Below are 23,204 nucleotides of genomic sequence, written 5' to 3'. Positions count from 1 at the left end.
ATGACTGAATTGATTCGCGTCGAAGACCTGCGCGTGGTCGCCTGTGGCGAGCGCGGCGAGGTGGAAATCGTCAAGGGCGTGAGCTTTGCCCTGAAACAAGGTGAAGTGCTGGCGTTGATCGGCGAGTCCGGCTCGGGCAAGACCACCATCGCCCTGGCCTTGCTGGGGTATGCACGGCGCGGCTGTCGCTTGTCCGGCGGCGTGGTGCAGGTCGGCGAGCACGACATGCTCGCCCTGGGCGAACACCAACTGCAGGGCCTGCGCGGCAACCGTGTGTCTTATATCGCGCAAAGCGCCGCCGCCGCGTTCAACCCGGCGAAAAGACTCATCGACCAGGTGATCGAAGGCGCACTGATCCACGGCCTGGGTACGCGCGCCGAGCTGCACGCCAAGGCTATCGGCCTGTTCCGCGACCTGGCGCTGCCCGGCCCGGAACGCATCGGCCAACGCTACCCGCACCAGGTCTCCGGCGGGCAACTGCAGCGGGTGATGGCGGCGATGGCGCTGATCAGCGACCCGCTGCTGGTGGTGCTCGACGAGCCGACCACCGCCCTGGACGTGACCACCCAGATCGACGTGCTGCGTGCCTTCAAACGCGTGGTGCGCGAGCGCGGTGCCACGGCGGTGTACGTGTCCCACGACCTCGCGGTGGTGGCGCAAATGGCCGACCAGATCGTGGTGCTCAACGGCGGGCAGATCCTCGAACAGAGCGCCACGGCGCCGCTGCTCAATGCCCCGGCTCACGCCTACACCCGCAGCCTGCTGGCCGCCGCACGGCCCGACAGCAGCATTCGTCCGTCCTGCGGCGTCGCCGGGGAGGTACCGCTGCTGACCATCACCGGCCTCACCGCCGGCTACGGCAACAAGAACCTGCACGGCATGCCGTCGATTCGGGTATTGGAAGACATCGACCTCACCGTGCGCCGTGGCCAGGCCATCGGCGTGATCGGCGAGTCGGGCTCGGGTAAGTCCACCCTGGCCCGGGTGGTGGCGGGGTTGCTGACCCCGGCCCTCGGCGGCCTGGCCTTCGACGGGCAACCCTTGGGCGGCAGCCTCGCCGAGCGCACCCCGGAACAATTCCGGCGGATCCAGATGGTGTTCCAGAACGCCGACACCGCGCTCAACCCCATGCACAGCGTGGCGGCCATCATCGGTCGGCCGTTGAAAATGTATTTCGGCCTCAAAGGCACGGCGCTGCAAACCCGCATCGGCGAACTGCTCGACCTGGTGCGCCTGCCCCGGGACCTCGCCGAACGGCGCCCGAATGAGTTGTCCGGCGGGCAAAAGCAGCGGGTCAACCTGGCCCGCGCGCTGGCGGCCAAGCCCGACCTGATCCTCTGCGACGAAGTGACCTCGGCCCTCGACACCGTGGTGGGTGCGGCGATTCTCGAACTGCTGCGCGACCTGCGCCAGCAACTGGGGGTGTCGTACCTGTTTATCAGCCATGACATTTCCACCGTGCGCGCGCTGTGCGATGACATCGTGGTGATGTACAGCGGCCGCAAGGTCCAGGCCGGCAGTCGCCAGGCGTTTGCCGAGCCGCCGTTCCATCCTTACACCGACCTGTTGATTCACTCGGTGCCCGAGTTGCGCCAGGGCTGGCTGGAAACCTGCGGTACTGCAGGCGACACGCTGCCGGCGCTCGGCGAGCGGGCCAATGGGTCGGAACTGTGCACCTTCCTCAATCGCTGCCCGGTGCGCGTCGACGGCCTGTGCAACCGCACCGCGCCGCCGCGCCGTCGCCTTGACGACGGTGGTGAAATCCTTTGCCACCACGACAGCGCCCACTTGCTGGATACCCAGCAGGGCGTCAACACCCTCACTGTGGGAGCCTATGCATGAACGCGCGTTTTGTGAGGCTGGCCGAACAGGGCCGGCCGACGGTCAGCCTGACCGTGGATGGCGCCGCCGTCCAAGCCCTGCAGGGCGACACCCTGATGGTTGCGCTGCTGACCCAGGGCAACGCGCTGCGCCAGTCGGAATTCGACAGCGGCCGCCGTGCCGGTTTCTGCCTGATGGGCGCGTGCCAGGATTGCTGGGTGTGGACCCGCAGCGGCGAACGCCTGCGCGCCTGCTCCAATGAAGTCCGTGACGGGCTGGATATCGTTACCACACAACCGGAGGCGACATGGCCACTGCACGGGTAGTTATTGTGGGCGCCGGACCGGCCGGGGTGCGCTGCGCCGAAACCCTGCTGACGGCCGGGATCAAACCGATCCTGATCGATGAAAACCGCCGCGACGGTGGCCAGATCTATCGGCGTCAGCCAGAAGGCTTCACCCGCGACTACGCGACCCTGTACGGCAGCGAGGCCGCCAAGGCCAAGGCCCTGCACCAGAGTTTCGACCGCCTGCGCGACGCCATCGACTACCGCCCCGACACCCTGGTGTGGAACCTCACGCCGGGGCAACTGTGCTGCGTGAGCCAGGGCCGCCACACCACGGTGGATTACGATGCACTGATCCTCTGCACCGGCGCCACCGACCGCCTGATGCCCATCGAGGGCTGGCAACTGGCGGGCACCTACAGCCTGGGCGGGGCGCAGATCGCCTTGAAAAACCAGGCCGTGTCCATCGGCCATCGCGTGGTGTTCATGGGCAGCGGGCCGTTGCTGTACCTGGTCGCCAGCCAGTACGTGAAGGCCGGCGCCGACGTGGCGGCGGTGCTCGACACCTCGCCTCTGAGCCTGCGCCTGAAAGCCTTGCCCAAACTGCTGGCGCGGCCTGGCGTGCTGTTCACCGGGATCACCCTGTTGGCGCAACTGTACTGCGCCAAGGTGGCGGTGCACCTCGGGGTCAAGCCGCTGCAAGTGATGGGCGACGCGGCCAATGGCGTGAGCGGTGTGCGCTTCGCCACCGGCAACGGGCAGGCCGTCACGGTGCAGGCCGATGCCGTTGCGCTGGGTTACCACCTGCGCCCGGAAACCCAGCTGGGTGACCTGGCCGGTTGTCGCATGGCGTTCGATGAGGCATCGAGCCAATGGTGGCTGGCCACGGATGGCGCCGGACGCACCTCGGTCAAGGGCGTGTACGCGGCCGGTGACGGCGCGAAAATTCGCGGCGCCGATGCCGCCGAGCATGCCGGGCGCCTGGTGGCGCTGGCGCTGCTGGAAGACCTGCAACAACCGGTCGACACCGGCCTGCGGGATGAGCAACAGCAGGCCCTGGCGGTGATGGATCAATTCCGCCTGGGCCTGGCCCAGGCGTTCCCGTGGCCGAGCGAACAGGCCAAGGCGTTGCCGGACAGCGCCATCGTGTGCCGCTGCGAGATGATCAGCGCCGGCGAGCTGCGCCGCACGGTGAAGGAGAAGGGCGCCTGCGAAGTCAATCGCGCCAAGGCGTTCAGCCGCGTGGGCATGGGTCGTTGCCAGGGGCGTTATTGCTCCCAGGCCGGAGCCGAAGTGATTGCCGCCGCTGCCGGCGTGCCGGTGCAGGCGGTCGGGCGCCAGCGCGGCCAGGCACCGGTCAAACCGTTGTCGATGCTGATTACCGAGGAGGTCTCGTCATGAGTGTGCAAAAAGCCGATGTGGTGATTGTCGGCGGGGGGCTGATGGGCTCGGCGACTGCGTTTTTTCTGCGCCGTCGCGGGCAGTCGGTGATCCTGCTGGAGCGCGACCAGATCGGCCAGTACGCGAGTGGTGTGAACTTCGGCAATGTGCGCCGGCAAGGGCGTTTCCTCGGCCAGTTGGCCTTGGCTAATCGCTCCTGGGCGCTGTGGAAGCGCCTGCCGGAACTGATCGACGACGACCTGGAATTCATCCCCAGCGGGCATATGCGCGTGTGTTACCGCGAGGATGAAATTGCCGAGCTGGAGGCCTACGCCGCCGCACCGGAAGCGCAACAACTGGACCTGAAGATTTATCGTGGCGCCGAACTGCATCAACGCTTCGGCTTCCTCGGCCCGGACGTCAAGGGCGGCTCCTACGCGCCCCACGACGGGCATGCCAACCCGCGCCTGGCCGCGCCGGCGTTTGCCCGTGCCGCCCGGCGCCTGGGCGCGCAGATCGAAGAGCGCACCGAAGTGGCCGAGGTGCAGAAAGTCGGCGCCGACTTCCAGGTCACCACCACCGATGGCCGCCAGTTCCACGCCGCGCAACTGTTGATCACCGCCGGCGCCTGGGGCCAGAAGCTCTCGGCGCAGTTCGGCGAACCGGTGCCGCTGGACACCCACGGCCCGCAAATGGCCGTCACCGAGCCGGTGCCTTATGCCTTGCCCACGGTGATCGGCGTGTACACCAAGGTGCCCGAAGAGGTGATCTACTTCCGCCAGATTCCCCGGGGCAATATCGTCATCGGCGGCGGCTACCGCAGCAAGCCGGACATGCTCAACCGCCGCGCCTACGTGGAACCGCGCAGCATCCTCAACCAGGTCAGCCAGATGCGCCGCCTGCTGCCGGGCGTAGGCAACCTGAACATCATCCGCGTGTGGAGCGGCATCGAAGGCTACCTGCCGGACTCGCTGCCGGTGATGGGCCCCAGCGGTACGGTTGACGGGCTGTTCTATGCCTTCGGGTTCTGCGGCCACGGTTTCCAGCTGGGCCCGGGCGTCGGCGATGTGATGGCCGAGCTGGTCGCCACCGGCAGCACCAGTACCCCGATCGAGCCGTTCTCCATCACCCGGTTCGCCCCACCTGCCGAGCAACGGAGCCAGGCCTCATGAAACCCCGCGTATTGGAGATTCTGAAACAGCTGATGGCCTTCGACACCGTGTCATCGGCGTCGAACATGGCCTTGATCGAGTATGTGCGCGACCTGCTGCTGAGCAAGGGCATCGACTCGCTGATCGTCAAGGACCCCAGCGGCAAGAAAGCCAACCTGTTCGCCAGCACCGGGCCCAGGGAACAGCCCGGCGTGCTGCTGTCCGGGCACACCGACGTGGTGCCGGCGGCGGGGCAGGCCTGGACCTTTCCCGCCTTCGCCGCCACCGTGCAGGACGGGCGCGTTTATGGGCGCGGCAGCTGCGACATGAAGGGCTTTATCGCCCTGGCCATCGACGCCATGCTGGATGCCGCCGACCACACGTTGAACCGCCCACTGCAACTGGCCCTGTCCCATGACGAAGAAATCGGCTGCGTCGGCGTGCGGCGCTTGCTCGACGTGCTGCACCTGGCGCCGGTGCGGCCGTTTCTGTGTGTGATCGGCGAGCCGACCAACATGCAGTTTGTACTCGGCCACAAGGGCAAAGGGTCCTACCGCACGTACTGCCGAGGCCAGGAGGCGCATTCATCCCTCGCGCCGCGCTCGGTCAACGCCATCCACGTGGCCTGCGACTTTATCGCCGCCCTGCGTGACAGCCAGCAGCAGTTGCAGCGCCACGGCGCCCAGGACAACGACTATGACGTGCCCTACAGCACCGTGCATGTCGGCCAGATTGTCGGCGGCAAGGCGCTGAATATCGTGCCCAACCTGTGCACCCTGGACTTCGAAGTGCGCAACCTGCCGGCGGACGACCTGGACGCGTTCCTGGAGCAGATGCGCGAGCGCGCCGAGGTGATCGTGCGTGAGGCGCAGAAGCTGTCCAGCGTGGCGGCCATCGAGATCGAAACGATCAACGTCTATCCTGGCCTCGATACCCATCCGAGCGTCGAGGCGGTGCGCTTTCTCAAGCAATTCGCCGCGCCGGGCACCGGCACATCCAAGGTCTCGTTCGGCACCGAAGGCGGCCTGTTCAAGCAGCGCCTGGACGTGCCAGTAGTGGTGTGCGGGCCGGGTTCCATCGAGCAGGCGCACAAGCCCGACGAGTTTATCGAGATCAGCCAGATGGACGCCGGCGAGCGCTTTTTGCAAGGCTTGCTCGGTTCGCTGACGGCCTAGCAGAGCCTGCCGTCCTGGGGTGAATTTCAGCACGGCACGCTGCTTTAACCGCGCTTTCGGCATCCTCGTTTGCGGCACCTCCCTAGACTGGAGCGTGTCTCGGATCAGGACTCGACCATGCTCAAGAATCGCTTGCAAGACCCCAGCCTGCTGGCTGAACTCGCCTACGTAGATGGCCAGTGGATCGCTGCCGACAGCGGCGCCACCCTGGACATCCGCGACCCGGCCACCGGCCACTTGATTGCCCAGGTGCCGGCCATGGACGCGGTGGACACCCGCCGCGCCATCGAAGCCGCCGAGCGTGCCTGGCCCGCCTGGCGCGCACGCCCGGCTGCCGAACGTGCGGCGCTGCTGGAGCGCTGGTACCAGGCGATGATCGACAACCTCGATGACCTGGCGCTGATCATGACCTGCGAGCAGGGCAAACCCCTGAACGAAGCCCGTGGCGAAGTGCGCTACGGTGCCGGTTTTGTCAAATGGTTCGCTGAGGAAGCGCGCCGGGTCTACGGCGAAACCATGCCCGCGCCCAGCGGTGATCGGCGTTTGCTGACCCTCAAGCAACCGGTGGGCGTATGCGCCGCCATCACCCCATGGAATTTCCCCAACGCGATGATCACGCGCAAATGCGCGCCGGCGCTGGCCGCCGGTTGCCCGATCATCGTCAAACCCTCGGACCTCACGCCGCTGTCGGCCCTGGCCCTGGCGGTGCTGGCCGAGCGCGTCGGCATTCCGGCCGGGGTGTTCAATGTGATCACCGGCTTACCCGCCGGCATTGGCGAAGAGCTGACCGGCAACCCGGCGGTGCGCAAAATTTCCTTTACCGGCTCCACCGCGGTCGGCCGCCTGTTGATGCGCCAGAGCGCCGAGCACATCAAGCGCTTGAGCCTGGAACTGGGCGGCAATGCGCCGTTTATCGTGTTCGACGACGCCGACCTCGAACAGGCGGTGGCCGGGGTGATGCTCAGCAAGTTTCGCAACGCCGGGCAAACCTGCGTGTGCGCCAACCGTATCCTGGTGCAGGACGGTATCTACGCGCGTTTCGCGGCGCGGCTGGTGGAAGAGGTGGGCAAGCTCAAGGTCGGCAACGGCCTGGACGACGGCGTGACTATCGGCCCGCTGATCAACCCCGCAGCGGTGAGCAAAGTCGCGCGGCATATCGACGACGCCCTGAGCCAGGGCGCCCGGCTGCTGTGCGGCGCCGTCCCCAGCGGCGACAGCCAGTTCGTGCAGCCCACGGTACTCGGCGATACCCACGCCGGGATGTTGCTGGCCAATGAAGAAACCTTCGGCCCGGTGGCACCGCTGATGCGCTTTACCGACGAAGCCCAGGCCCTCGCCCTGGCCAACGCCACCCCGTACGGCCTGGGCGCCTACTATTTCACCCAGGACCTGCAGCGCTCCTGGCGTTTTGGCGAGGCCCTGGAGTTCGGCATGGTCGGGCTCAACACCGGGATCATCTCGATGGAAGTCGCGCCGTTCGGCGGCATCAAGCAATCGGGCCTGGGGCGCGAGGGCAGCAAGTACGGCCTGGACGAATACCTTGAAGTCAAAGCCTTCCATATCGGCGGCTTGAACTGAATTTTTGCGAGGCATACACCATGAGCAAGGCATTCAGAATCGCCGCGATTGCCGGCGATGGCATCGGCAAGGAAGTCCTGCCCGAAGGGCTGCGGGTACTGGAACAGGCCGCCAGGATCTGGGACCTGGACCTGAGCATCGAAGTGCTCGACTGGGCCCACTGCGATTACTACCTGGAACACGGGCAGATGATGCCCGAGGACTGGTTCGAGCAGCTCAAGGGCTTTGACGCGATCTACTTCGGCGCCGTGGGCTGGCCGGACAAAGTCCCGGACCATATTTCCCTGTGGGGCTCGCTGCTCAAGTTCCGCCGCGACTTCGACCAGTACGTGAACATCCGCCCGGTGCGCCTGTTCCCCGGCGTGCCATGCCCACTTGCCGGGCGCGCGCCGGGGGACATCGACTTTGTGGTGATCCGCGAAAACACCGAGGGCGAATACTCCTCGGTGGGCGGCAAGATGTTCGAAGGCACCGAGCATGAATTCGTGCTGCAGGAGTCGGTGTTCACTCGACGCGGGGTTGACCGCATCCTCAAGTTCGCCTTCGACCTGGCCCAGACCCGTCCGCGTAAGAAGCTGACGGCGGCGACCAAGTCCAATGGGATTTCCATCAGCATGCCTTACTGGGATGAACGCACGGCGTTGATGGCGGCGAACTATCCCGAGGTAACGTGGGACAAGCAGCACATCGATATTTTGTGTGCGCGGTTTGTGTTGCAGCCGGACCGCTTTGATGTGGTGGTGGCCTCGAATCTGTTCGGCGACATCCTGTCGGACCTGGGGCCGGCATGTGCGGGGACCATCGGGATCGCGCCGTCGGCGAACCTGGATCCGGAGCGGCGGTTTCCGTCGTTGTTCGAGCCGGTGCATGGATCGGCGCCGGATATCTATGGGCAGAACATTGCCAATCCGATTGCGATGATCTGGTCGGGGGCGTTGATGCTGGACTTCTTGGGCAATGGGGGTGGGCGGTATCGGGCGGCGCATGATGGGATATTGCGGGCGATTGAGGCAGTGATTGCTGAAGGGGTGGTCACGCCGGATCTGGGGGGCCGGGGATCGACTCAGGATGTGGGATTGGCAATTGCGACGCGGTTGACTGAGGCGAATTGATCAACGCGCGGCGGCCTTATAGCCGATCGGCGTTCTGCCTGATGTACTGGGTTAAAAATGTGGGAGGGGGCAAGCCCCCTCCCACATTTTGATCTGCATACATCAGGTAAACCTTGGCCTGCTCTTGCGGCCTTGGAACCCACGGCCTTGGAACCGACTGCCTTAGAACCGAATAGGTACTCAATACCCCCGCAACCGATCCACCTCACCCACCATCTCCTCCCCCCGCTCAAACCGCCGAATATTCTCCAGCAACACCGCAAACGCGCTCTCCGGCTGGGTCATCGCCGCAATATGCGGCGTCAACAACACCTGCGGATGCCCCCAGAACGGATGCTCCGGTGCCGCCGGCTCTTCCCGCAGCACATCCAGCACCGCACCACCCAACTGCCCACTCTCCAGCGCCTCGAGCAAATCCTCTTCAACCAGGTGACCCCCACGGCCCATATTCACCAACCCCGCCCCCCTTGGCAGTTGCGCAAACAAGCGCCGGTCCAGGATCCCCTGGGTCTGCTCCGTCAACGGCAGCACGCACAGCAAAATATCGCATTGGCTGAGAAACGCCGGCAGTTGCGCTTCCCCCGCATAACACTCCACCCCCGGCACCCGGTGCGAACTGCGCGCCCAGCCGGACAGGGCAAAGCCCAGGGGGGCCAAGGTCGCCAGGATCTGCTGGGCCTGGGTACCCAACCCCATCACCCCCACGCGCCGGTTCGCAGCCGGCTGCAACAGGTGCGCCTGCCAGCAGCGCGCCACCTGCTGCTGGCGGTAGCGCAACATATCCCGGTGCAGACTCAGCACCGCCCAACTGGCGTACTCGCACATGCCGCGGGTGATGCCCGGGTCCAGCAGGCGCACCACCGGCAGGCCCGCAGGCAGGCGATCAAGGTCCAACTGATCGACACCGGCCGACAGGGCGAACAACACCTTCAGGTGGGGCAGTACGCGGGCCAGATCTTCCGGCGCCTGCCAGGCGGCCAGGTAGTCGACCTCGGCGGGGTTACCGATGTCGGGCCAGGTGCGCCACTCGATCTCCGGCGCGTGTTGGGCGAACAGTGCCTGCCAGTGTCGGCCGCGCACCGGGTCAGCTTTGTAGAGCAAGGCCATGGGCATTTCCTGCTGGATAAACGGAAGCATCATCATCGCCCAAAGCCCGGCGCAGGATCTGTTGAAACGCGGGGCGAAAACAGTTGATCCGAATTTCTCACGGGGCAAGTTCGGCGTAGTTGGTTGCCCGCAGGCCGTACTCTGGACTGCATCGCAACCACCTTCCGGTTGCCGGACTCACGATGGGAAATGCCATGAATAGCAAAGTCGACGAAACCCCTCATTTGCTCCGTCAGCGCGAGCAGTTCGTGCCCCGTGGCCTGGTGACCGCGCACCCGCTGGTGATCGACCGCGCTCAGGGCGCCGAATTGTGGGACGTGGATGGCAAGCGTTACCTGGACTTCGTCGGCGGTATCGGCGTGCTCAACATCGGCCATAACCACCCCAAGGTGGTCGCCGCCGTGCAGGCTCAGTTGCAGAAGGTTTCCCATGCCTGCTTCCAGGTGGTGGCCTACCAGCCTTACCTCGACCTGGCCCAGCGCCTGTGTGAAATGATCGGCGGCCAGGCAGCCTATAGAGCGGCGTTTTTCACCTCCGGCGCCGAGGCGGTGGAAAATGCGGTGAAGATCGCCCGCGCCCATACCAATCGTTCGGCGGTCATCGCCTTCCGTGGCGGTTTCCACGGGCGCACGTTGCTGGGCACCACGCTCACCGGCATGAGCCAACCCTACAAGCAGAACTTCGGGCCGTTTGCGCCGGAGGTGTTCCATACCCCGTACCCGAACGCTTATCGCGGGGTGACCAGCGACATCGCGCTCAAGGCCTTGGATGAGTTGCTGGCGACCCAGGTAGCGCCGGAACGGGTGGCTGCGATCATCATCGAACCGGTGCAGGGCGACGGCGGTTTCCTCACTGCGCCCCCTGAGTTTCTCCAGGCGTTGCGGGCGTTGGCCGACAAGCATGGCATCGTGTTGATCCTTGACGAGATCCAGACCGGCTTCGGTCGCACCGGCACCTGGTTCGGTTTCCAGCACGCGGGTATCCAGCCCGACCTGGTGACCGTGGCCAAGAGCCTGGCCGGCGGCTTGCCGTTGTCCGGCGTAGTCGGCAAGGCGCACATCATGGATGCACCATTGCCCGGCGGGCTGGGCGGCACCTACGGCGGTAATGCGCTGGCCTGTGCGGCGGCGTTGGCGGTGATCGACGCGTTCGAGCAGGAGCAATTGCTGGCGCGCAGCCAGGTACTGGGCGAGCGCCTGCGCCAGGGGTTGCTCGGTTTGCAGGCGCGCTACTCGCGCATCGGCGATGTGCGCGGCACCGGCTTTATGTTGGCGATGGAGTTGATCAAGGATGACCCGGCCCGCACCCCGGATGCCGACCTCAATCAACGCCTGATCGATGCAGCCCGGGCCGGTGGTTTGCTGGTGATCAAGTGCGGGGTACATCGCAATGTGCTGCGCTTCCTCGCGCCGCTGGTGACCAGCGAAGCCCAGGTCGACGAAGCGCTGGAAATCCTCGACGGCGCCTTGGCACGGGTCTTGAACTGAGGCTGTGCCCGCTACGGGCCAACTGCGGCATTGGAGGCTTGACCCCACATGGGACTGACAGATTATCGAGCGTTGCTGATCGATTGCGATGAAGTGCTGGTGGATCGCGATTCCGGGGTGTGGGCGGCGTTGCAGCCGCTGCTCGACAGCCGTGGCGGGCAGCCGGCCAAGGATCAGGTTCTGGCCGAATTCAACACGCAGGTTGCCAGGCTCTACCCGCGTTTCGCCGAGCTGGGCTTCAGTGGCGTGTTGTGTTTTGCCCATCGCCAACTGGCCGAAAGTTGGGGGCTGCACGCCAGTTGGGAGGAGGGCATGAGCTTTGCTCGTTCGGCGGGCAATTGGTCGTTGTTCGAGGATGCGCCGGGGGCGATGCTGTACCTGCGCAAGTTCTACCGTTTGCTGGTGCGTGGCGACCGTGATGCCGAGGACCGCGGGGTGTTGTGCGAGCGATTGGGGATTGCACCGGAAGATTTCATTTCCCTCGCCGAAGACCCGCAATGGCTCACGGACCGAGGCGCGCAGCTGCAACCGGTGCTGCATGTGACGCGACCGTCGGTCGGCACACACGGGGCGCTGGACCGCTGTTTGATCGGTCGCCACCGGGCGCGGCAGCCTTCGCCTTGTGCGGCGGAATACTGCATCAACAGCATGGCGGATCTGGTGGCGCAGCATCAGCTGTCTTTACGGCGCTGATTTTGCTAGAAGATTGTCTTACAAACGGCAGTCAAGAGGTACGTGATGGAAGGGCAAGTCAAGCTGGACCGGATCGACATCAGTATTCTGGTTGAACTGCAAAAAGACGGGCGGATGACCAATGTCAGCCTCGCCGATGCCGTGGGCCTGTCCGCCAGCCCCTGCCTGCAACGGGTCAAGCGGCTGGAATCGGCCGGGTATATTTCCAGCTACAAGGCGCACTTGAACCTGGCCAAGATCACCGACTCGGTGACGGTGTTTACCGAGATCACCCTCAGCGACCACAAGCGTGAAGACTTCGCCAAGTTCGAATCGAATATCCGCCTGGTGGACGAGGTACTTGAGTGTCACCTGATCAGCGGTGGCTATGACTACCTGGTGCGTTTCATGACCCGCAGCATCCAGCACTACCAGGAAGTAGTCGAGAGCCTGTTGGATAAGAACATTGGCATCTCCAAGTACTTCAGCTACATCGTGATCAAGTCACCGGTGCTCAAGGATGGTGTGCCGTTGCGCAAGTTGCTGCGGCACTGAAATCCGCGCGCTTTCCTGTGGGAGGGGCTTGCCACCGATGGCGGCCTCTGGGCTAACCCGCAGTCCAGTCGGGTTACCCAAGGATTCAAGCCTGCGTTCGGCCAGCGTGGTTTCATTGCCACGCAGAGCGTCGGAACGATCAAAGCTCACTGCTTTTGCACCTCAATTGGACACGCCCCCCCGTAGTCTCGGCTAAACGCCTCATCTCGACGCAACCCGCATAAAACACTTTTTCGGGCCCTTAAACAGTGGTCTGCGCCGATCCGTGGGTGCAATTCGGCGAAAAACGCAAAAGGGCCTGCGCTGTAATGCTCGCAGAGTGAGGGAGCGCAGGGTTGTGCGGTGTTTTCCAGCCGCAACAGCCTTGGGTTGAACACCACCAATCGGAGCGAAAAAAATGCGAATGAGCAACGCAAAAGCACTGTTGGGTTATGGCGCGTTCATGTTGGCAACCGCCAGCGAGGCGCATCAGATTTGGTACGAACAACTTCCCGGTCAGCCCTTGGCCTTGTACTACGGGGAGTATGACAAGAACGTGCTGGAGGTGACGCCGGGGGGAATGGACCGGTTCAGGCAGCTGCGGGCCTGGTCGATGGCCGACCGGTCGGCACCGCTGCAGCTGAGCCTGCAGCGCCAGGCGTTCCTGCTGGCGGAGCAGCCCGGGCAAGAGGATTCGTTGCTGGCGCAAGACCTGCACTATCCGATGTTCGATGTGCATGAAGGCACCAAGACCGTGAAAGCCGCCTGGACCCCGGCCACGCGTTGGGTCGGTGACATGCGGGCCCGTAGCCCGGAGCTGACCCTGGATATCGTCCCCACCGGCGTTGCCGATGCGGGCGGTGCGCAGTTCCGGGTGTTCTACGCGGGCAAGCCGCTGACGGGCCAGGAGGTTCTGCTGGAAACCGCCTCCGGTGAAGTCTTCAAGCAGCGCAGCGATGCCGCCGGCAACGTCAGCTTCGCGCTGCCCTGGCAGGGCACTTACGTGGTGGCCGTCGAGTACCAGGACAACAGCCCTGGCGAGCGTCTTGATCCGGCGGGCAAGCCCGAGCGGTTTGACGTCAAACGCTTCAGTTCGACGTTGTCGTTCCACCGCCGGCAAGGCCAGGCGCCGTTACCTCGCGCGCCGTCGCAACTGCCGGCATCGGAAGTCGCCAGGCTGAAAAAGTCAGCCTGATTCATTGCCTCCTTCATGAGTGATTGATATGACCCTTTCTTCAGGATTGGCCGGTCAGGCGGGCACTGTTGCGCCGACGCTTGCCCGCACGAACGTCACGACGGCCACGCGCATGCTGGCTATCGATGCGCTGCGTGGTTTTGTGATGCTGTTGATGCTCATCGACCATGTGCGCGAAACCTTCTTGCTGCACCGGCAGGTCACCGACCCGATCGACGCCTTGAGTGTCACCCCGGACCTGTATTTCACCCGTATGCTCAGCGAGATCTGCGCCCCGGCGTTTATCTTCCTGACGGGCTTGTCGGCCTGGCTCTACAGCCAGAAACACAGCGCCCGCGAAACCTCGGTGTTTTTGCTCAAGCGCGGGCTGTTCCTGGTGTTCCTGGAAATCACCTTCGTGTGCTTTGCCTGGAACGCCGAGTTCCCACCCAAGACGTTGTGGCTGCAAGTGATCTGGTGTATCGGCCTGTGCATGATCGTGCTTGCCGGTTTGCTGCACTTCAAGCGCGCCTGGCTGATCGTGCTGGGGGTGGCGATTGTCGCCGGGCATAACCTGCTCGACGGCGTGACCGTCGGGCCGGAGTCGCCGTTCTTCGTGCCCTGGTCGATCCTGCATCAGCGGGTGTTTATCGACATTACCGAATTCACCCGCGCCCGCACCACGTACCCGATATTGCCGTGGATCGGTGTGATCCTGCTGGGCTGGGGCATCGGCCCGTGGTTTGGCAAGGCGATGCCGTCGGCCGAGCGTATCTCGCGCCTGGTCAAGCTGGGTGCAGGCTTGCTGGTTGCGTTTGTGTTTATCCGCTACCTCAACGTGTATGGCGAGAAACCCTGGGTGCAGACCGGTGACGCATTGCGCACCTTCATGAGCTTCATGAGCGCGAAGAAATACCCGCCGTCGCTGATGTTCCTGATGCCGACCCTGGGCCTGTCGCTGCTGCTGTTGGCGCTGTTCGAGAAGTGGCAGGCCCGCTGGGCTACCGCGACCCTGGCGATCTACGGTGGGGCGCCGATGTTTTTCTACTTGCTGCACCTGTATGTGCTCAAGGCCATGTACCTGGTCGCGCTGGCGATCTGGGGTGCCAACCAGGGCACCTACTACGGTTTTGACGACCTGCCGATGGTGTGGTTGTGGAGCGTGATACTCGGGGTGTTGCTGTTCTTCCCGACGCGCTGGTTCGCCGACCTCAAGCAGCGTCGTCGCGACATCGCGATGCTCAAATACCTCTGACGGAACCAACGGTGTTCTGCGCCCTGCGGAACACCTTTGCCTGACACGTTCTGGAGTCAAACCGTGAAGATGCTATCGACCCGCACCCTGCTATTGGCACTGGGAGGGCAGAGCCTGCTCGCCTTCGCCGCCGAACAAGACACCGCCAACGGCTTTATCGAGGACAGCCAGTGGAACCTGCTCAACCGCAGTGTCTACGACCGCCGCGACTACCAGCATGGCGCCCTCAGCAACGGCGCACGCAACGCCTACAAACCTCGATCCCAGCGCAGCGACCTGGCGGAGGAATGGGCCTATGGCCTGATGGCTGACTACGCCTCGGGTTTCACCACCGGCACCCTGGGTTTTGGCCTGGATGCCCACGTTTATTCCGCCTGGCAATTGGACAGTGGCGGTGGGCGCGCCGGGAAGGCACGGCTATTGGCGGTGGACAATGACGGCCACCCCAAGGAGCAGTTCAGCCGCGGTGGCGCAGTTGCCAAACTGCGCGTTTCCTCCACCGAATTGCGCTACGGCGAGCAGCGGGTGAAAACCCCGGTGTTTGCCTCGTCCGACAGCCGCTTGCTGCCCGAAACCGCGACGGGATGGTGGCTGACCAGCCGCGAGTTGCCGGCCACCACCCTGTTCGCGGGGCACTTCAATGAGAGCACCGACCGCAACGCCAGCAGCCATGACCGAGGGTTTGTCGTCAACTATTCCAATGGCAGGCAAGGCGATCGCTTTGACCTGGTGGGCGTGCGCAATACGGCAATCAAGGGGCTGAGCGCCAGCGTGTTCAGCGCTGTCTATGAAGACACCTGGCGCCAGCATTACCTGGGGGCGGTCTACACCCGGCCGCTGTTTCCCGGCCAGGCACTGACCGTTGACCTGAACCTGTATCGCACCCAGGACACCGGCAAGGCGTTGTCCGGGCGCATCGATAACACCACATGGAGCCTGCTCTCGACCTATCGGTTCGGTGCCCACAGTGTGGGCGTGGGCTATCAGAAAGTCAGTGGCGACACGCCGTTCGACTACGTGACGCGCGGGGCGATTTACCTGAGCAACGCCGTGGCGTTGTCCGACTTCAACGCCCCACGGGAGGCCTCGTGGCAGGCCCGTTATGACCTGGACCTGGCGGCCCATGGCATGCCCGGCCTGAGCCTGGCGGCGTTGTATGTACGCGGCAGTGGCATCGACGGCCGCCACATGGATCCTCGCGGCGGCTACCAATGGCTTGGCTATGGTGATGGGGGCAAGCATTGGGAACGCGACCTGCAGGCACGCTACGTGGTGCAGTCCGGTGTCGCGAAAAACCTCGCCTTTACCCTGCGCCACGCCGTGCACCGGGGCAATGCGGCCCAGGCGGAACTGGATGCCAACCAGATCCGCCTGGCGGTCGAGTACCCGTTGGGCGGGCGCTTGCACTAGGTCGGCGTTACTCCTGCAACTGCAACGCCTGCTGCTTGAGCTGGCGTTTCTGCGCGAACGGCAGCTTTTCATCGTCCCCATAGGGCGCGCTGTACCAGTTGCCGTAAGTCGGGTTGGGCAGCAAAAACCAGCGCTGCCCGAGCCAGTTCACATAGGGTTCGACGGCCTTGCGCTGGGCCTCGAGGGTGTTGCGTTCGGCCTGGACGAAATCCCCCAGGGAATCACCAGCCATCAACAGCACGCGAGCATGGCTGGCGACCCATTGGCGGCGGCAGTTCTTGCCGTAGCCGGCGCTTTCGCAGTGCCCGGTAGGCGTGCTGGCGGCGAGCACCTGTTGATTGCTCTCCACCGGAAAACCGCGCAGGCGCAGGTTGGCCACCGTGGCCGCGACCTGGCTGTGTTCGCGGTTGGTCAGGTAGTAAACCTGGATGCCTTTTTGCTTCGCCGCTTGCAGGAACGCCACGGCACCGGGAAGGGCCTGGGCCTTGGCCTGGTCAACCCAGGTGTTCCAGCGGTCGTAGCCATACACCTGGTTATGGATGACGTCGCGGGCATTGAGCGGCACGTTGTCCAGCAAGGTTTCATCAATATCCACCACCACCGCCGGCGGCAGGCCGCTGAGGTTGCGGGGCGGGAAGGGCAGCGCGTCCCAGCGGGGATCGGCCAGCGCCACGTCGAGCTGGCGGGTGGCATGGGCGAAGACCTGGCGATAGATCAACTCGTGTTCGATGGAGGTCTGGGTCCAGAGTACGGCGTCGAGCTGGTCGTTGGCCGGCGGCGTTTGTTGGCAGCCTGCCAGCAGGCACAGGCTGGCGAAGATCAGGGGTCGCATGCAGAGGTCTCGCAGGGAAAGGGCGCGTGGGCGGCACCTTAGCCTGATTCGGCGTTGATGCACCACCGTCTTCAGCCTGGGCGCCGATGACTACTAAAACAGCCCGCCGTGCGTGATGCACGGCGGGCTGTTTTTTCACGGTGTTCTGTACTGGGGGCGCAGGGCCTCATCAATCATCCAGTGCGGTTGGCCGGGCCTGATGCATGTACCGCCCACCCAGCGTTCGTGGCTGGCATGGTCGAGCCAGTACGCCTGTCCGTTGAGCACGCTATGGCCCAATGTGGTCAGCGACAACGTGCGGCGGGGCCAGTCCAGATGCGTCTCGGTTTCCGTCAGCAACGGCTGCTCGCCATCGATCAACGGCCGCAACAGCGCATGAAACATCATGTCCCCCAGGAACGGCAACGGGTCGCGCCTGGCCATCAGCTCGGCGAACACACGGCCAAACGGCAGCGGCCCGGCTTCGGCGAGGTAGGTCAGGGCCAGGCGTTCGGTCAGCGACAGGCCGTCCTGGGTGCCCGGCAACTCCTGCAACTGACGCAACAGCGCTGGAGCCAGCAACGGCAGGGCCGGGTGTTTGCCATGGGCAAGCTCGGCCAACTGGGTCGGTGAGCTGTCGCAATAGGCCGACCAGGCCTGTTTGGCCAGTTGCACCGCATCGTCACCGATGAAGCGCCGCTGTGGCCATAGCCACGCCAATACATCCGGAGCCAACTGGCCGATACCGATAAAGCGCTCGACACCGGGGATACGATCCACCTCGATCAGCTCCAGCCTGGGCGGTACCTGCTCCAGGCCGGCGAGGGCGCGGATCAGGAACAACTGGTCATAGGCATCCGCCTCGCACCACAGCACGCTGTGCTCGGCACTGGCCAAGGTTTCCAGCTGATCGTATTCATCGTCGACGCGGCGCGTGACGTCCGCTAAGGGCAGGGCAAAGGCCTGGCTGATGAACGCGCTGCGCAGGGCGCGGAATTCTGCGGCGGGGACGTCGCGCACCGGGCCCATGCACAGCGGGTCGGTGAGCATCTGGAAGCGGCCCTTGAACCCGGCCACCTGGAGGCTGTGGGCAATGTCATTGCCGCAGCGCCAGTGGGTGGTGCGCGCTTCGTCGCTGGCGGCAAAGTCGGGATGGCGGGCGGCGAAGTCAATGGCGTCGACATGGGCCTTGAGCTTGGGCCAACTGCTGAAGCCCAGTTGCCTGGCGATCTGCCATTGGGCTTGGGACAGGGTGGCGCCGGGGTCCTGGGCTTTCAGCTGGCGCAACAGTTCCTTGGCGCGCTTGCGCTGCTGCTCAAGGTTGAGACGGCCATCGGTGTTGGAGGATACAGGGCGTTGCGACATACGATCTCCTTGCACAAACCTTTTCCGCTTTAAGGTTGGGAGTCGTAGAAATGAGGTAGAGCTTCAATGTCCTGGGCGCAGCCCTTTCCGCGGAAGGTGGCGTAGAGAGCGCCAGGCGGAAAATATAGGCATTGCGGCGTTTGATTGCAAATCGGACTTGGGATCGAGGCCGTACTCTTTTTGGGGTTTGTACGGGATTACATGTGCGAGGGGGATTTGCCCTCATGCCAGTCAGTGAAGACGTAGAAAGGGCCAAAAGTAACCTGTGGTGAGGGAACAAGCTCCCTCGCCACAGGTACGCTGTTCTGGATTATTTGTCCTTGCGTGCATCCATGGTCTTCTGGTGCTCGGCCAGGAACGGCTGTTCTGCCGGGTCGAAGCGATCAATCCCGGCAGTAAAACGATGCCAGTACGGATACAACGGTTGGCGCCGTGTCACCGCTTCAATACGCGAGAACTGTTCATCGGTGAGTTTCAATTCCGTGGCCGCCAGGTTGTCACGCAGATGCGCTTCCGTGCGGGCGCCGACGATCAGCGAGGTAATTCCCGGACGGTCCTTGAGCCAGGCCAGGCAGGTGCGCGCCACCGACACGCCCTGTTCATCGCCCACGGCGGCGAGGGTCTCGATGATGTCCAGCGCACGTTCCTGGTCATGCACGTAGGGTTCGGGCCAGCCGCTGCCCTGGCGGGTATTGGCCGGTGGCTGCTGCCCGCGCCGGGTGGAACCGGTCAGCAGGCCTTCGCCCATCGGCCCCCACACCAGCGTCCCCACGTGCTGGTCCAGGGCCAGGGGCAGTAACTCGTACTCGGCCTCGCGGGATTCCGGGGTGTAGTAGATCTGCTGGGTGACGGGCTTGAGCATGCCGTGCAATTCGGCCTTGCCGAGGGTTTTCATCATCTGCCAGGCGGTGAAGTTGCTGGTGCCAAAGTAGCGGATCTTGCCTGAGCCAACCAACAGCCGCAGGGCTTCGAGGGTTTCCTCGATGGGGGTCATGCCGTCCCAATTGTGCAATTGGTAGAGGTCGATATGGTCGGTGCCCAGGCGCTTCAAGCTCGCTTCGCACGCACGAATCAGGTGGTAGCGCGACGAGCCTGAGTTGTTCGGGTTGTTGTCCACGGGGCTACGGCCCTTGGTGGCCAGCAGGATATCGTTGCGCTTATCGCCCAAGGCTTTGCCGACCACTTCTTCGGCCAGTCCGTGGGAGTAGAGGTCGGCGGTGTCGACCATATTCACCCCGGCGTCGAACGCGATATCGAACATGCGCCTGGCCTGGGGCACGTCTACCGATCCGCATTTTTCAAACTCGGCGCGACCGCCAAAGGGCACGGTGCCGAGGATGATTTCGGATACCAGCAGGCCCGAATGGCCCAGTTGTCGGTATTGCATGTCGTCTCCTACTTAACGTTGAACCTGAAGTTCTGAACGACGTGGGTGGCGATAGTTTGAATTTTTTCATGAAAACTTCCCGCGCCTGCCGCACCATTGCGCCCAACAGGTTTAAGAGGAATACCGCGTCCATGAGTGCACTGATCGAAACCCGCGCCCTCACGCGCATGGACGAACGCCGGCAGGTACCGTTGCTACAGCCCACGGATTTCACCTTGAACCGCGCCGACCGCGTGTCGATCACCGGCGCTTCCGGTTCCGGCAAAAGCGTATTGCTGCGTGCATTGGCGCTGCTGGATGCACCCACCAGCGGGCAGGTCCTGTGGAACGGCCAGCCGATTGCCAATGCCGAGATTCCCCATTACCGCAGCCATATCAGCTACCTCTCCCAACGCCCCGCGCTGCTCGAAGGCACGGTAGAGGACAACCTGCGTTTTCCCTTCAGCCTCAAGACCCTGCGCCAGCGCCGCTTCGACCCGCAAGCGGTGACCGCGTTGCTGGGGCATGCCGGCAAGGCAGCGACTTTTTTGACCAAGAGCGCATTGGACCTCTCGGGCGGCGAGGCCCAGGTGGTCTCGCTGATCCGCACCCTGCAACTCAACCCCGAGGTGCTGCTGCTGGACGAACCCACCGCCGCCCTCGACCCCACCTCATCCCGCGATGTGGAAGCGTTGATCAGTGCCTGGTTTGCCGGCGACAACGCCCGCGCCTATGTCTGGGTGTCCCACGACCTCGACCAGGCGCGGCGCATGAGCGACATCCACTGGCAGATGAGTGCCGGGGTATTGAGCGAGGCGACCCAGCCATGAACTATCAAAACCTCACCGCCCTGGACATGGGCATCGCCGCTTCGCTGATCCTGGTCAACGGTGCGCTCTCCCTGCTGCTGCGCCTGGGCCTGGGCCGCCAGTTGCTGTGGGCGGCGGTGCGCACCGTGGTGCAACTGTTGGCCATCGGTTACCTGCTGGGCTGGGTGTTCGCGTTCGCCTACTGGTATGTGGTGCTGCCGTTGATGGGCGCAATGACCCTGATCGCCGGGCTGTCGGCGGCGGGGCGCGGGCGCAGGACGTACCGTGGGCAAAGGGTCGACAGCATCCTGTCGGTGTGGGGCAGTTCGTGGCTGGTGACGGCAGTGGGCTTGTTTGCGGTGATCCGCATCCACCCGTGGTACGAGCCGCAGTACGCGATCCCGATCCTCGGCATGATCCTCGGTAATACCCTGACCGGTGTGTCCCTGGGGATCGAACGTATGACCCAGGAACTGACCTCGGGGCGCAACACCATCGAGATGATCCTGGCCCTCGGCGGCTCACGCTGGGAGGCCGCCCAGGAAGCGATCCGCCAGGCGGTACGCGCGGGGATGATCCCGACCCTGAACCAGATGACCGTGGTCGGTATCGTCAGCCTGCCCGGCATGATGACCGGCCAGGTGCTGGCGGGGGAAAGCCCGGTGGACGCAGTGCGCTATCAGATCGTGATCATGTTCCTGATTGCCGCGTCGTCGGCGTTGGGTACGGTGGGGGCGGTGTTGCTGACCTATCGGCGGTTGTTTTCCAGGAGCCACCGGTTTTTGCGTGAGCGCTTGCAAGAGCGCGTCTGAGCCTCAGGTGTTCCAACCCTTAGCAATCGAATCTTCATCGCAGATGTGCGGCCGCAACGGTTCGAGGTTGCACTCGAGCTTGTTGCGGGCAATGTTAAAGCGATACTGCGCGCCATTCTAGAAACCGCGCGACCGGTCCGATCGCTGATAAGCAGAGACTGTAAGTCACTGGTGGGCGTGCTTGATTGTTTTTTTGTATGTGTTAGTTCTTGCAGGGATTGCTTGCAGAAAAATCCTACACTCAGGTCGCTACTTCGAGTTTGAAACTACCTATCCGTTCGGCTAGCTATTTGTCTAGGAAGTAATCTGTTAGCGTTCAAGTATTCTATGTCGAGGAAAGGGAACTTCAGAATGGAGCTCGCAGATATCGGTGGTACGCCACTTGTAGAGTTGAAAACACTCTCGATAAATGGCAACAAAGTTTTTTCTAAGTGTGAGTTTTTGAATCCCTCAGGAAGTCACAAGGACAGGACTTATCTAAATATTGTTAGCCGATTGGAGGAGGCCGGCGTCATTTGGCCGGGCATGACCTTGATAGATTGTTCTACCGGGAATGGTGGAGCAGCACTTGCGTGGATCGGAAGGCTAAAAGGCTATAAGGTGAAAATCTTTATGCCGGAAGGTATGACTGAGGAGCGGAAAGTTCAAATACGCTCTTATGGGGCTGAAATAGTTGAAACGCCAAGAGAAGGTTTTTTATCAGAAGCCGTACTCCGAGCGAAACGTTATCAAGCGGAGAACTCGGCGAGAGAAAGTTATTTTCTGGACCAGTCCAGCAATTTATTGAACAGGCAAAGTTGGGAGGTCTGTGGTGAAGAAATAGTACGGGACCTGAAGGTGCAGGCCGTAGTGCCTGATTTTTTTGTTTGCTCAATAGGCACGGGTGGAACGTTTTCTGGTATTGCTGAGGTATTGAAGCGAGAGTACAGCGAAATTAGAACCGTAGGGGTTGAAGTCAATAATTCTGCTCCATTGTTTGCAGAAAGGCATCACTTGGCTTTTGAACATCGCCCTCATAATTTAATGGGACTCGGTGCCGGAATCTTGTCAGCTAATACAATCTCTGAACTCGTTGATGAGGTCCGAGTGATTAAAGGCTCAGACGCATGGGCTCGAATGAAGCTTTTTATTGACGAAGAAAAAATCCCAATTGGCCCGACCTGCGGTGCTAACTTGCTGGTCTGCGATGAGTTTGCGCGAACATTCCACAAAAAAGATATAGTCACCTTGTTTTTTGATAGTTCATGGAAGTACGCAAGTCGCTGGGATGGTGTTTATCCAGAATACAGTGAGGTGAATGATGTTACTTGAAGAGGTTTATAGGAATGCCAGAGTTGTGAACTCTGGTGCAGCATTGACTACCGTAAACGAGTTTACTGATCAAATTCCGGCATTAAGGCCGGAGGTATTAATGGAGGTGGCTCAAAAAATCGTTAGGCTCATGGATTTTAATATTTCAAAAATTGTAACTGAAGAGGATAAAGGTGCTGCACTTGCTACGACGGTTTCTTTGCTTACAGGTATTCCTATGGCAATGGCTAGATGGTATTCCTACAGTCTGGGGGGTATCAATGAGCAGGTGGTTAATGTGCAGTCAGAGTATTTTCAAGGAGATATGTATCTTAATGGCGTTAATGCGGGTGATCGCGTAACTGTTATTGATGATACGTTGAGTACTGGTGGCGCAGTGATTGCGCTGGTCAATGCAGTGAAAGGTGCTGGTGGCGAATTAGTGGACGTTATTTGTGCCGTTGAAAAGGTGGAGAATAATGGCGCTGAAAAGGTTAAAAAACAAACGGGTATTGATGTGAAAACCATTATGAAAATAGTGGTTAGAGACGAAGGTGTGAACGTGATTTCATAGGTCGGTATTTTTTCGGTTGATAGATATGCTTAGAC

21 protein-coding genes and 1 pseudogene are annotated in these 23,204 nt (G+C 62.6%); 17 read left to right on the top strand and 5 right to left on the bottom strand.

Annotated features, from left to right (window positions below; translation table 11 throughout):
• From J3D60_RS10725 to J3D60_RS10695, 7 genes are all read left to right on the top strand, one after another.
• Complete coding sequence (locus tag J3D60_RS10725; RefSeq protein ID WP_253491384.1) at nt 1–1,842, top strand: ABC transporter ATP-binding protein; 1,842 nt, start codon at nt 1–3, stop codon at nt 1,840–1,842.
• Nucleotides 1,839–2,147 (top strand): (2Fe-2S)-binding protein, encoded by a 309-nt coding sequence (locus J3D60_RS10720; RefSeq protein WP_065940275.1) that lies wholly within the window; start codon nt 1,839–1,841, stop codon nt 2,145–2,147. Before J3D60_RS10725 ends, J3D60_RS10720 begins: the two co-directional genes overlap by 4 nt.
• Nucleotides 2,129–3,508, top strand: coding sequence for an NAD(P)/FAD-dependent oxidoreductase (locus J3D60_RS10715; protein ID WP_253491383.1), 1,380 nt, complete (start codon nt 2,129–2,131; stop codon nt 3,506–3,508). The genes J3D60_RS10720 and J3D60_RS10715 overlap by 19 nt, the downstream gene beginning before the upstream one ends.
• Complete coding sequence (locus J3D60_RS10710) at nt 3,505–4,659, top strand: FAD-binding oxidoreductase (protein WP_253491382.1); 1,155 nt, start codon at nt 3,505–3,507, stop codon at nt 4,657–4,659. Before J3D60_RS10715 ends, J3D60_RS10710 begins: the two co-directional genes overlap by 4 nt.
• The gene (gene argE, locus J3D60_RS10705; RefSeq protein WP_253491381.1) at nt 4,656–5,813 is read left to right on the top strand and encodes an acetylornithine deacetylase; all 1,158 of its coding nucleotides are present in this window, start codon (nt 4,656–4,658) and stop codon (nt 5,811–5,813) included. Before J3D60_RS10710 ends, argE begins: the two co-directional genes overlap by 4 nt.
• 117 nt (nt 5,814–5,930) lie before the next feature.
• Nucleotides 5,931–7,391: an NAD-dependent succinate-semialdehyde dehydrogenase gene (locus J3D60_RS10700; protein WP_141606819.1), complete on the top strand. Its 1,461-nt coding sequence runs from the start codon at nt 5,931–5,933 to the stop codon at nt 7,389–7,391.
• A 20-nt stretch (nt 7,392–7,411) separates the two neighbouring features.
• On the top strand, nt 7,412–8,503 hold the full coding sequence (locus J3D60_RS10695) for a tartrate dehydrogenase (protein WP_253491380.1): 1,092 nt from the start codon (nt 7,412–7,414) through the stop codon (nt 8,501–8,503).
• Nucleotides 8,504–8,683: 180 nt separating this feature from the next.
• Here the strand turns inward: J3D60_RS10695 and J3D60_RS10690 are convergent, their stop codons facing one another.
• Nucleotides 8,684–9,610: a glyoxylate/hydroxypyruvate reductase A gene (locus J3D60_RS10690; protein WP_253493987.1), complete on the bottom strand. Its 927-nt coding sequence runs from the start codon at nt 9,608–9,610 to the stop codon at nt 8,684–8,686.
• Nucleotides 9,611–9,804: 194 nt separating this feature from the next.
• On the opposite strand from J3D60_RS10690, the gene gabT reads away from it, so the two are divergent.
• From gabT to J3D60_RS10660, 6 genes are all read left to right on the top strand, one after another.
• Entirely contained in the window at nt 9,805–11,097 is a 1,293-nt protein-coding gene (gabT, locus tag J3D60_RS10685) for a 4-aminobutyrate--2-oxoglutarate transaminase (RefSeq protein WP_253491379.1), read from the top strand.
• A 48-nt stretch (nt 11,098–11,145) separates the two neighbouring features.
• Nucleotides 11,146–11,790 carry a 2-haloalkanoic acid dehalogenase gene (locus J3D60_RS10680; protein WP_092354767.1) on the top strand — a complete coding sequence of 215 codons (645 nt, stop codon included), beginning with the start codon at nt 11,146–11,148 and terminating at the stop codon, nt 11,788–11,790.
• 45 nt (nt 11,791–11,835) lie between these two features.
• Entirely contained in the window at nt 11,836–12,324 is a 489-nt protein-coding gene (locus J3D60_RS10675) for an Lrp/AsnC family transcriptional regulator (RefSeq protein ID WP_010449292.1), read from the top strand.
• A gap of 403 nt (nt 12,325–12,727) precedes the next feature.
• On the top strand, nt 12,728–13,498 hold the full coding sequence (locus tag J3D60_RS10670; RefSeq protein WP_253491377.1) for a DUF4198 domain-containing protein: 771 nt from the start codon (nt 12,728–12,730) through the stop codon (nt 13,496–13,498).
• A 28-nt stretch (nt 13,499–13,526) separates the two neighbouring features.
• The gene (locus tag J3D60_RS10665) at nt 13,527–14,732 is read left to right on the top strand and encodes a DUF1624 domain-containing protein (RefSeq protein ID WP_027607471.1); all 1,206 of its coding nucleotides are present in this window, start codon (nt 13,527–13,529) and stop codon (nt 14,730–14,732) included.
• A 63-nt stretch (nt 14,733–14,795) separates the two neighbouring features.
• Nucleotides 14,796–16,142: an OprD family porin gene (locus J3D60_RS10660; RefSeq protein WP_169899039.1), complete on the top strand. Its 1,347-nt coding sequence runs from the start codon at nt 14,796–14,798 to the stop codon at nt 16,140–16,142.
• Between the two features lie 7 nt (nt 16,143–16,149).
• Here the strand turns inward: J3D60_RS10660 and J3D60_RS10655 are convergent, their stop codons facing one another.
• From J3D60_RS10655 to J3D60_RS10645, 3 genes are all read right to left on the bottom strand, one after another.
• Complete coding sequence (locus J3D60_RS10655) at nt 16,150–16,974, bottom strand: 5'-nucleotidase, lipoprotein e(P4) family (protein ID WP_253491375.1); 825 nt, start codon at nt 16,972–16,974, stop codon at nt 16,150–16,152.
• Between the two features lie 135 nt (nt 16,975–17,109).
• Nucleotides 17,110–18,318, bottom strand: coding sequence for a DUF1835 domain-containing protein (locus J3D60_RS10650; protein ID WP_253491373.1), 1,209 nt, complete (start codon nt 18,316–18,318; stop codon nt 17,110–17,112).
• 310 nt (nt 18,319–18,628) lie between these two features.
• A complete protein-coding gene (locus J3D60_RS10645; protein WP_253491371.1) occupies nt 18,629–19,705 on the bottom strand; it encodes an aldo/keto reductase in 1,077 nt (358 codons plus the stop codon).
• 131 nt (nt 19,706–19,836) lie between these two features.
• Between J3D60_RS10645 and J3D60_RS10640 the strand changes: the two genes are divergently transcribed.
• Nucleotides 19,837–20,514: an ATP-binding cassette domain-containing protein gene (locus tag J3D60_RS10640; protein WP_253491370.1), complete on the top strand. Its 678-nt coding sequence runs from the start codon at nt 19,837–19,839 to the stop codon at nt 20,512–20,514.
• Nucleotides 20,511–21,305, top strand: coding sequence for an iron export ABC transporter permease subunit FetB (gene fetB / locus J3D60_RS10635; RefSeq protein WP_065940241.1), 795 nt, complete (start codon nt 20,511–20,513; stop codon nt 21,303–21,305). Before J3D60_RS10640 ends, fetB begins: the two co-directional genes overlap by 4 nt.
• 3 nt (nt 21,306–21,308) lie before the next feature.
• Here the strand turns inward: fetB and J3D60_RS31360 are convergent.
• A pseudogene (locus J3D60_RS31360) lies at nt 21,309–21,404 on the bottom strand (hypothetical protein); the annotation flags it as partial.
• A gap of 252 nt (nt 21,405–21,656) precedes the next feature.
• On the opposite strand from J3D60_RS31360, the gene J3D60_RS10630 reads away from it, so the two are divergent.
• Nucleotides 21,657–22,616: a cysteine synthase family protein gene (locus tag J3D60_RS10630; RefSeq protein WP_253491368.1), complete on the top strand. Its 960-nt coding sequence runs from the start codon at nt 21,657–21,659 to the stop codon at nt 22,614–22,616.
• The gene (locus J3D60_RS10625; RefSeq protein ID WP_253491366.1) at nt 22,603–23,169 is read left to right on the top strand and encodes a phosphoribosyltransferase family protein; all 567 of its coding nucleotides are present in this window, start codon (nt 22,603–22,605) and stop codon (nt 23,167–23,169) included. The genes J3D60_RS10630 and J3D60_RS10625 overlap by 14 nt, the downstream gene beginning before the upstream one ends.
• Nucleotides 23,170–23,204: the final 35 nt, after the last annotated feature.

The organism is Pseudomonas sp. S3E17, from assembly GCF_024168685.1.
Taxonomy (GTDB): domain Bacteria; phylum Pseudomonadota; class Gammaproteobacteria; order Pseudomonadales; family Pseudomonadaceae; genus Aquipseudomonas; species Aquipseudomonas marginalis.
The sequence above is the reverse complement of the archived record's forward strand: the minus strand, read 5'-3'. Positions and strand labels throughout refer to the sequence as shown.

Excerpts from the sequence above, each read along its gene's own strand:
- J3D60_RS10725 (WP_253491384.1), top strand. The coding sequence starts at position 1 with ATGACTGAATTGATTCGCGTCGAAGACCTGCGCGTGGTCGCCTGTGGC.
- J3D60_RS10645 (WP_253491371.1), bottom strand. The coding sequence starts at position 19,705 with ATGCAATACCGACAACTGGGCCATTCGGGCCTGCTGGTATCCGAAATC.
- argE (WP_253491381.1), top strand. The coding sequence starts at position 4,656 with ATGAAACCCCGCGTATTGGAGATTCTGAAACAGCTGATGGCCTTCGAC.
- fetB (WP_065940241.1), top strand. The coding sequence starts at position 20,511 with ATGAACTATCAAAACCTCACCGCCCTGGACATGGGCATCGCCGCTTCG.
- J3D60_RS10720 (WP_065940275.1), top strand. The coding sequence starts at position 1,839 with ATGAACGCGCGTTTTGTGAGGCTGGCCGAACAGGGCCGGCCGACGGTC.
- J3D60_RS10625 (WP_253491366.1), top strand. The coding sequence starts at position 22,603 with ATGATGTTACTTGAAGAGGTTTATAGGAATGCCAGAGTTGTGAACTCT.
- J3D60_RS10640 (WP_253491370.1), top strand. The coding sequence starts at position 19,837 with ATGAGTGCACTGATCGAAACCCGCGCCCTCACGCGCATGGACGAACGC.
- J3D60_RS10715 (WP_253491383.1), top strand. The coding sequence starts at position 2,129 with ATGGCCACTGCACGGGTAGTTATTGTGGGCGCCGGACCGGCCGGGGTG.
- J3D60_RS10670 (WP_253491377.1), top strand. The coding sequence starts at position 12,728 with ATGAGCAACGCAAAAGCACTGTTGGGTTATGGCGCGTTCATGTTGGCA.
- J3D60_RS10680 (WP_092354767.1), top strand. The coding sequence starts at position 11,146 with ATGGGACTGACAGATTATCGAGCGTTGCTGATCGATTGCGATGAAGTG.
- J3D60_RS10700 (WP_141606819.1), top strand. The coding sequence starts at position 5,931 with ATGCTCAAGAATCGCTTGCAAGACCCCAGCCTGCTGGCTGAACTCGCC.
- gabT (WP_253491379.1), top strand. The coding sequence starts at position 9,805 with ATGAATAGCAAAGTCGACGAAACCCCTCATTTGCTCCGTCAGCGCGAG.
- J3D60_RS10690 (WP_253493987.1), bottom strand. The coding sequence starts at position 9,610 with ATGGCCTTGCTCTACAAAGCTGACCCGGTGCGCGGCCGACACTGGCAG.
- J3D60_RS10665 (WP_027607471.1), top strand. The coding sequence starts at position 13,527 with ATGACCCTTTCTTCAGGATTGGCCGGTCAGGCGGGCACTGTTGCGCCG.
- J3D60_RS10630 (WP_253491368.1), top strand. The coding sequence starts at position 21,657 with ATGGAGCTCGCAGATATCGGTGGTACGCCACTTGTAGAGTTGAAAACA.
- J3D60_RS10695 (WP_253491380.1), top strand. The coding sequence starts at position 7,412 with ATGAGCAAGGCATTCAGAATCGCCGCGATTGCCGGCGATGGCATCGGC.
- J3D60_RS10655 (WP_253491375.1), bottom strand. The coding sequence starts at position 16,974 with ATGCGACCCCTGATCTTCGCCAGCCTGTGCCTGCTGGCAGGCTGCCAA.
- J3D60_RS10710 (WP_253491382.1), top strand. The coding sequence starts at position 3,505 with ATGAGTGTGCAAAAAGCCGATGTGGTGATTGTCGGCGGGGGGCTGATG.
- J3D60_RS10650 (WP_253491373.1), bottom strand. The coding sequence starts at position 18,318 with ATGTCGCAACGCCCTGTATCCTCCAACACCGATGGCCGTCTCAACCTT.
- J3D60_RS10675 (WP_010449292.1), top strand. The coding sequence starts at position 11,836 with ATGGAAGGGCAAGTCAAGCTGGACCGGATCGACATCAGTATTCTGGTT.